At 70.8% G+C, this 7,703-nt stretch carries 7 protein-coding genes and 1 pseudogene; 2 read left to right on the top strand and 6 right to left on the bottom strand.

The annotated features are described in order from the left end of the window. Together bioA and bioB are read right to left on the bottom strand one after the other, a co-directional pair. Nucleotides 1-1,188 (bottom strand): adenosylmethionine--8-amino-7-oxononanoate transaminase (gene bioA, locus D477_RS19610; RefSeq protein WP_005274340.1); only part of this gene is annotated, 1,188 nt, incomplete at its 3' end. A gap of 7 nt (nt 1,189-1,195) precedes the next feature. Continuing rightward, a complete protein-coding gene (gene bioB / locus D477_RS19605) occupies nt 1,196-2,287 on the bottom strand; it encodes a biotin synthase BioB (protein ID WP_005274337.1) in 1,092 nt (363 codons plus the stop codon). An 89-nt stretch (nt 2,288-2,376) separates the two neighbouring features. On the opposite strand from bioB, the gene D477_RS19600 reads away from it, so the two are divergent. Further along, on the top strand, nt 2,377-2,886 hold the full coding sequence (locus D477_RS19600; protein ID WP_237740843.1) for a TetR family transcriptional regulator: 510 nt from the start codon (nt 2,377-2,379) through the stop codon (nt 2,884-2,886). Between the two features lie 20 nt (nt 2,887-2,906). After that, nucleotides 2,907-3,059, top strand: coding sequence for a hypothetical protein (locus D477_RS22880; protein WP_190273592.1), 153 nt, complete (start codon nt 2,907-2,909; stop codon nt 3,057-3,059). Between the two features lie 9 nt (nt 3,060-3,068). Here D477_RS22880 and D477_RS22875 read toward each other — a convergent pair whose 3' ends face one another. From D477_RS22875 to D477_RS19585, 4 genes and pseudogenes are all read right to left on the bottom strand, one after another. Continuing rightward, entirely contained in the window at nt 3,069-3,242 is a 174-nt protein-coding gene (locus D477_RS22875) for a hypothetical protein (RefSeq protein WP_190273591.1), read from the bottom strand. A gap of 160 nt (nt 3,243-3,402) precedes the next feature. Continuing rightward, on the bottom strand, nt 3,403-5,235 hold the full coding sequence (gene glsA, locus D477_RS19595; protein ID WP_043847757.1) for a glutaminase A: 1,833 nt from the start codon (nt 5,233-5,235) through the stop codon (nt 3,403-3,405). A 129-nt stretch (nt 5,236-5,364) separates the two neighbouring features. Then, nucleotides 5,365-6,423, bottom strand: a pseudogene (locus tag D477_RS19590) (alkene reductase); the annotation flags it as partial. A 108-nt stretch (nt 6,424-6,531) separates the two neighbouring features. Next, the coding region (locus D477_RS19585; RefSeq protein ID WP_005274329.1) for a MinD/ParA family ATP-binding protein at nt 6,532-7,703 on the bottom strand (1,172 nt) is incomplete at its 5' end.

Here is a 7,703-nt window from a genome sequence, read left to right as displayed (position 1 = left end):
GGGAGCCAGCGCGGCGGCGAGGCCCTCCTGCACGCGCTGCACCTGCTGCTGCCAGCCGGCGGATTCCAGCAGTTCCAGCGAGGCGGCGGCGACGGCGCAGGCCAGCGGGTTCCCCATGAACGTGGGGCCGTGCAGCAGCGCCCGGAACTGGGAGGCTGTCACGGCGCCGGCCACCTGGCCCGAGCAGAGCACGGCGGCCAGGGTGAGGTAGCCGCCGGTCAGCGCCTTCCCCACGCACATGATGTCCGGCGCCACCCCGGACCACTCGGCGGCGAAGAACCTGCCGGTGCGGCCGAAGCCGGTGGCGATCTCGTCGAACACCAGCAGCAGCCCGTGCTCGTCCGCCACCCGCCGCGCCGCCCGCAGGCATTCCGGCGCGTAGGCATGCATCCCGCCGGCGCCCTGCAGCACCGGCTCCACGATGATGCCGGCGAGTTCCCCCGCGAAGCGCGCAGCCGTCTCCTCCAGCACCCCGATCCACGCGGCGACCTCGGACGCATCGGCGACCAGTTCGCCGTCGTTGTTTAACTGTGCAGCAGGCGGCCGCGGCAGGAAGTGCTGCTGCGCCACCAGCCCCGGGAACGCCGCGTGCATCCCGTCCACTGGATCGCACACGCTCATGGCGGCGAAGGTGTCCCCGTGGTAGCCGCCGCGCAGCGCGAGGAACCGCTGCCGCCCGGGCCGGCCGGCCGCGGCCTGGTACTGCACGGCGAGCTTCAGAGCGACCTCCACCGACACCGAGCCGGAGTCCGCCAGGAAGACGTGCTCCAGCGGCGCCGGGGCGAGCCGGACCAGCTGCTCGGCCAGCCGGACCGCCGGTTCGTGCGTCAGACCGCCGAACATCACGTGGCTGAAACGCTCCGACTGCCGCCGCAGCGCCTCGTCCAGCACCGGATGCCGGTAACCGTGGACCATCGACCACCACGAGCTCATCGCGTCAACCGCCTCGAACCGCTCGCCGTCCGCGGCCCGCAGCCGCAGCCGGACGCCGTCCGCCGCCTCGACTTCGTAGGGCGCCGGGCCGTCCAGCGGGGCGTACGGGTGCCAGAGGAGGCCGCGGTCGCGGTGGATGATGGAGGTTCCGGCAGCCGGGGAGGTTCCGGCGGGCGGAGCAAGAGGATTGGCGGTGTCGTAGGCGCGAGTGCGGGAACTGCCGGGAACGACGGCGGCGGGGGACTGGGGTGCCATGGTCTGCCTAGGCGTTCGGTGCCAGCTGGGTACCCGCGCCGCGGCGGCGGATGGTGGGCTCGGAAGCGGAAGCCGCAGGGCCGCCGTCGTACTTGTCCTCCACAGGCGTGCCGGCCGCTTCGGCGCCCAGCACCACGAAGCCGTTGTCGGCGATCATATCCAGGTCCGCCTTCGCGGCCTGGCCCTCGCTGGTGAGGTAGTCGCCGAGGAACAGCGAGTTGGCCACCTGCAGGGCCAGCGGCTGGAGCGAGCGCAGGTGCATTTCGCGGCCGCCGGCCATGCGCAGTTCCTTGTCGGGGCAGGCGAAGCGGACCAGCGCGAGGATGCGCAGGCAGTGCGCCGGGGTGAGCAGCCAGGTGCCCTCGAGCGGCGTGCCGTCGAACGGCATGAGGAAGTTCACCGGGATGGAGTCGGCATCCAGGTCCCGCAGGGCGAAGACGGCGTCGATGAGTTCGTCGTCGGTCTCGCCCATGCCGACGATCAGGCCGGAGCAGGGTGAGAGGCCGGCGCCCTTGGCGTGCTCGACGGTGCGGACCCGGTCGGCGTACTCATGCGTCGTGCAGATGTCGGCGTAGTTGGACTCGCTGGTGTTGAGGTTGTGGTTGTAGGCGTCCACACCGGCGGACTTGAGCCGGTCCGCCTGGCCGTCCTTGAGGATGCCCAGGCAGGCGCAGACCTCCACCTGGGGGTGCTCGTCCTTCAGGCCTTCGACCATCGAGGCGACGCGGTCCACATCGCGGTCCGTCGGGCCCTTGCCGCTGGCCACGAGGCAGACGCGCGAGGCGCCGGCGCGGATGCCGGTGGCGGCCTGTTCGGCGGCCTCCTCGGGCTTGAGCCAGGTGTATTTGAGGATCTGCGCGGCCGAACCGAGCCGCTGCGAACAGTAGGTGCAGTCCTCCGGGCAGAGGCCGGACTTCAGGTTCACCAGGTAGTTGACCTTGACGGTGTTGCCGAAGTGCCGCCGGCGGAGGCGGGCCGCGGCGGCTACCAGATCGAGCAGCTCGTCGTCGGGCGAGTGGAGGATGGCGAGGGCTTCCCCGCGGGTCAGGGTGCCGCCGTTGAGCTGTTTCGCGGCCAGGTCGCTAAAGTTATTGAACACCGTTCAAGTATTGGGAGGCGCGGTGCTGGTGTCAACTGATTATTGAACAGTGTTCAGCATTCGGCGGATTGTGACGAGGGCATGATGGATTGGAACTGCTGCTTCTGCGGCGGACATCGAGCAACCAGGAGGAACCGATGGCGCTGACCCGCGGGCAGATCGAGGACGCGGCGATGGAAATCCTGCGGAACTACGGGCTGGCGGACCTGTCGATGCGGCGGCTGGCCCGGGACCTCGGCGTGCAGCCCGGGGCGCTTTACTGGCACGTGAAGAACAAGCAGGAGTTGTTGGTCGTACTGGCCGGCAGAATCCTAGCGGGTGTTGGCGAGGGCGCCGTCGAGGGTGCAACTGCGGGCGAGAGCGCGGGCGCCGAGGCGGAGAGCCATGGTGACCCAGTCGAAGATGCCGGGTGGGGTGCCGTGCGCCGGCTGGCGGGGGAGATCCGGGCGGCGCTGCTCGAGGTGCGGGACGGGGCGGACGTGGTGTCGCTGGCGCAGGCGATGGCGCCGGACACGCTGCCGGCCGTCGGTCCCTGCGCACGTGGCTGGAACAGGGCGGGCTCAGCGCGCGGCACGCCGGTTGGGGCGCGCGCACGCTGACGTACTACATCCTCGGCGCGGTGGCGGAGGAGCAGACGCACGCGGACCTCGCCGCCGCGGGCCTGCTCCCGGTGGGCGCGGGGCAGGAGAACGACGACGAGGCGTTCCTGTTCGGGGTCGATACGGTTTTGGCCGGGCTGCGTTCACATCGGGCTGGCGCAACGCCGGGTTAGGCGCGGCGGCTACGTCAGCGGTGCGGGCGGGGCCATTCCGGCGGGGCCGTCCTCGCCGTCGGGACCCTCGGCGGGGTCCTGGGCGTGCGGATGGGCTGTGTAGGGAGACTGCTCCAGCTCGCCCTCCGCCGCGTCCTCGCTGTGCCGCCGGTCGTTCTCCTGCGGTATTGGTGCTGTTGCCATGCCTGCTGTCCTCCAGCAAAAGCGTCCGCCCAAGCTAGGCGGGCTGGTGCTTCCACCGTACCCCCGTTGCCCGGCATCCCCTAGCTCGCCAGACGGAACCGAGGCCTGCCACGGAACGTCCATGGGGTCGGCGAGCGCGTCGGATGCCGACGTCCTTGTCCTAGTCGTTCAGGCGGACGGCGGTCTCGCGCAGGTACTGGTCCACCCGCGTGTAGGCGTCGCGGGTGAGCGCTTTCCACAGTTCGACGGCGAGCCTCGGGTCTTCGTTTTCGAGCGCGGCGATCGCTTCGGCCGGCAGCACCATCAGCCGGACGGGCCCCTCGGCCCGGACCGTGGTTTCCTGCCGGTCCTCGCTGGCCAGCGCCAGTTCGCCGAAGGTCATGCCGGCGCTGAGGGTGCTGAGCTTGAGCTGCCCGGCCGGTTCGGCGACGCTGCTGCCGACTTTGCCGGACACAATAAAGTGCACACCCCCGAACCGCTGGCCGACGCGGCGGATGACCTCGCCGTCGTCGTACTCCCTTGGCTCCATCCGCTCCGCCAGCGCCTTCGCGTCCGCCGGATCGAGCGGGGCCAGTGCCGGCGACGCCGTGACCGGAACCTCCTCCGGCAGGCAGAGCTCGCTGCCGTAGCGGCTGATAAGGCGGTTCTCCGCCCATTCCACCGCCGCGCTGCGGGTGTCGAAGCACGGCACCGGACCGGCTGCGCTGCTGCCGCCTTCGCCGTTGCCGGCCAGGCCGTACGGCAGCGTGGCTTCGCCGTCGATCAGCAACAGCTCGCGCCCGGCGTCGGAGAGCGCCCGCCGGAGCCGGCCGAGCATGTCCACCGCCACCTGCGCGGCGTCGTCCACGCGGCGCAGGTCCAGGATCACCAGTTCGACGTGGTTGTCCAGCCCGCTGACCTCGCGGACCATGGACTCGGTCCCGGCGAAGAGGAGGTCGCCGTTCAGCTCGACCACGCGCGCCCGATGCCCGTGGCCGCGCAGCACCTCGGCCGCCTCGTCATTGCGGCGGATGCCCGACGGCGCAGCGGTGATGTCGTAGCTGGCCCGGATGGCCGAGCGGCCGGTGCGGCCGGCGTGGACAAAGTGCAGCCCGAGGTCCTGCGACAGCCGCAGGCTGGCCGCTCCGCCGCGGACGCTGGTGCCGTGCTCATCCAGCGGCGGCGAGTAGATGCCCACGCCCACCTGCCCCGGCAGCACGGCGATGATCCCGCCGCCCACGCCGGACTTGGCCGGCATGCCCACGGAACTGAGCCAAGCCCCGGCGTCGTCGTACATGCCGCAGGTGGCCATCACCGAAAGGACGCGGTCCACCACGTCCAGCTCCAGCACCTGCTTGCCGGTCTGCGGGTTGGTGCCCGAGTTCGCCAGCGTGGCGGCGACCATCGCCAGGTCGCGGCAGGTCACCAGCACCGAGCACTGCCGGAAATAGTCCTCCAGCAGCGGCACCGGATCCTGCTCGATGATGTTGAACTGGCGCAGCAGGTAGGCGATGGCGTAGTTGCGGTGTCCGCTGCGCCGCTCCGACTCGTAGACCCGCTGGCTGTAGTCCAGCTCGCGCCCGGCGAAGTCCGAGTAGGTCTTCAGGATCCGCTTGAACCGCGAACTGCCGCCGGAGCCCTTGATCAGCGACGCCGCCGCGATCGCCCCGGCGTTGATCATCGCGTTGGCCGGCCGCCCGGAGCCCTCGGCGAGGGACAGCTCGTTGAACGCATCCCCGGAGGGCTCGACGTCGATCTTCTCATCCACCGCCTCGGTGCCCAGGTCGGCCAGCGCCAGCGCGTAGGTCAGCGGCTTCGAGATGGACTGGATGGTGAACTCGTCGCGGGTATCGCCGACCTCGTAGACATAGCCGTCCACGGTGGAGACGCAGATGCCGAACTTGTCCGGGTCGGCGTTGGAGATGCCCGGAATGTTGGTGTCCGGCCGGCCGTCCCGCAGCTGTGCGATCTCCGCGTGCAGCGACTCAAGATAGCTCTGGATGGGGGACTCCATACCGTCAGCGTAGGCATGGGTCCGGCGCGGGCGCACCCGTTCCGGGCGGATCGGCGGGGAAAGTACGACGGCGGGTGGCTCAGCGGAGGAGGAACGCGGCCACCCGCCTGGGGTCAGTTGGCGAGGGCGGGGGTAGTCGGTGTACCCGGAGGCGCCGCCGGTGTAGAAGGTCTTCGAATCCGGCGTGTTCAGCGGCAGGTCCTCCTGCCAGCGGCGGGCCAGGTCCGGGTTCGCGATGGCAGGCCGTCCGACCGCGACGCCGTCCGCCAGGCCGCTGTCGAGGATCGCCATGGCTTCCTCGCGGCTGGTGATGACGCTGAAGCCGCTGTTGAGCAGCACCACGCCGCCGAAGCGGGCCCGCAGGCCCTGCACCAGTGCGCCAGCCGGATCCTGGTGCAGGATGCTCAAGTAGGCCAGCTTCAGCCCGGCGAGCTGGTCCACCAGGGCGGCGTAGGTCGCCCGAGTCTCCTCCGGATCGGTCTCCAGCGCGCCCTGGACATTGTGCTCGGGCGAGATGCGGATGCCCACCCGGTCCGCCCCGAGCTCCGCGGCGACGGCGGCGGCCACCTCGGCGACGAAGCGGGCGCGGTTCTCCGGGGAACCGCCGTACGCGTCGGTCCGCTGGTTGGACGAGGGCGCGAGGAACTCGTGCAGCAGGTAGCCGTTGGCCGAGTGCAGCTCCACGCCGTCCAGCCCGGCGGCCATGGCGTTCTTCGAGGCCTGCACGAACTCCTCGATGATGCCGGGCAGCTCGTCGGTCTCCAGAGCCCGCGGAACCGGGAAAGGCCGCTTGCCCTCATAGGTGCGGGTCTCGCCGTCGATCGCGATGGCGCTCGGCGCGACGACCTCGTGGCCGCCATTGGTGGCTTCATGCGTGACCCGGCCGGCGTGCATCACCTGCGCGAAGATCCGGCCGCCCTGGGCATGCACCGCCTCGGCGACCCCGCGCCAGCCGGCGATCTGCTCTTCCGTGACCAGGCCGGGCTGGTACTGGAAACCCTGTCCGGCGAAGCTCGGGTACGTCCCTTCGGTCACGATCAGGCCCAGCGAGGCCCGCTGCGCGTAGTGCTCGGCGACCATCGGTCCGGGCACGCCGTCCTTTCCTGCACGGCAGCGGGTCAGCGGTGCCATGACGAGGCGGTTCGGCAGATCGAGGGCACCGACGGACAGGGGAGTAAAGAGGCTCACGTAGTTTCCCTTTGCTTGCGGATGGCTTCCATAGGCGGCAACAGTCCGGAGCAGGCGGGATATTCCGGGCGGGCCGGCGCCTGCGCGGGCACCGGCAACATCGTTGGACTAGAACCCGCGCGCCACGGCGGCTGCGGCGCGCAGCCAGGCCCGCTGTGTGGCCGGCTGCAGCATCGCGTAGCGGATCGGGCCGTTGACCAGCGCAGGATCGTACGGAATCCGGACCACCTCGCGGACGAACGGGCGGAAGCCTTCCTCGATCCGCTGGGCCTCGATCTTGGCGCGCTTGCGGGCCTCGCCGGTCAGGCCGCGGCCGGCGTCCGTCGACTCGGAGACCACTACGACGGCGTTGCGCGCGAGTTTCGCTTCATGCTCGCCGCGGGATTCGAGCGTCTGCAGGGTCAGGCGGGCGGCCTCGGCCCGGTCCTCCATCGCCGTCACCGGTACCACCAGCTGGTTGGTGTGGTCGATCATCCGGCGCCAGTTGGCCGAGCGCGAGGTGTTGCCCGAGTCCATCACGATCAGCCGGTAGTACTTGCTCGCCACCCGGTGCGCGACGTCGACCTCTTCGGCTGTAACCTCATGGTCGCCCTCGTCGTCCTCGTCGGAGCGCAGCACGTCGAACTTGTCCGCGGCCTGATGGTGGACGTAATGTGCCAGGTCGGCGGCATTGGACTCGGGCGAAAGCAGCCTCGAGGACGAGTCCACCAGGTCCAGGATGCTGGAGGTGTGCGGGCCCTGCTCGGTGCGCCAGCCCAGTGTGCCCTGCGACTCGTTGTTGTCCCACGCCAGCACGGGTCCGCCGCCGTAGCGGGCGAGGATCGCGCTGAGCATGACGACCGTAGGCGTCTTGTTCGCGCCGCCCTTGCGGTTGACGACGGCGACAGTCCTCGGTCCCGGCCAGTGCTGGCTGACCGTGCGGACATCCTCGCGCTCGGCCAGTTCCTCCCGGGACGGCTCGACCCGCAGGCCCATCCGGGACAGCACCCCGCGCCAGCCCTTCGTCGCCGGCTCCTGGGTGGAACCGGTAACCAGGAAGGACGTCTCGCGCAGGTCCCGGCGGCGGGCCGGCGGAGCGGATGGAATGTCGGTGGGGGCCGCCTGCGGTTGCGAGCCAGGGGAAGCCGATGGCTTCGCGGGAGCGGTGCGGGAGGCCGGTGGCTGCGGGGAAGCAGGGCGGGAGGCCGGTGCCTGCGGGGGAGCGGTGCGGGAGGCCGGTGCCTGTCCGGCGGCAGGGCGGGAGGCCGGCGCTTGCGGTGCCGAGGCGGTGGGCTTGTTGC

Origin of the sequence: Arthrobacter crystallopoietes BAB-32 (assembly GCF_000328305.2) — a bacterium.
Taxonomy (GTDB): Bacteria; Actinomycetota; Actinomycetes; order Actinomycetales; family Micrococcaceae; genus Crystallibacter; species Crystallibacter crystallopoietes_A.
The sequence above is the reverse complement of the archived record's forward strand: the minus strand, read 5'-3'. Positions and strand labels throughout refer to the sequence as shown.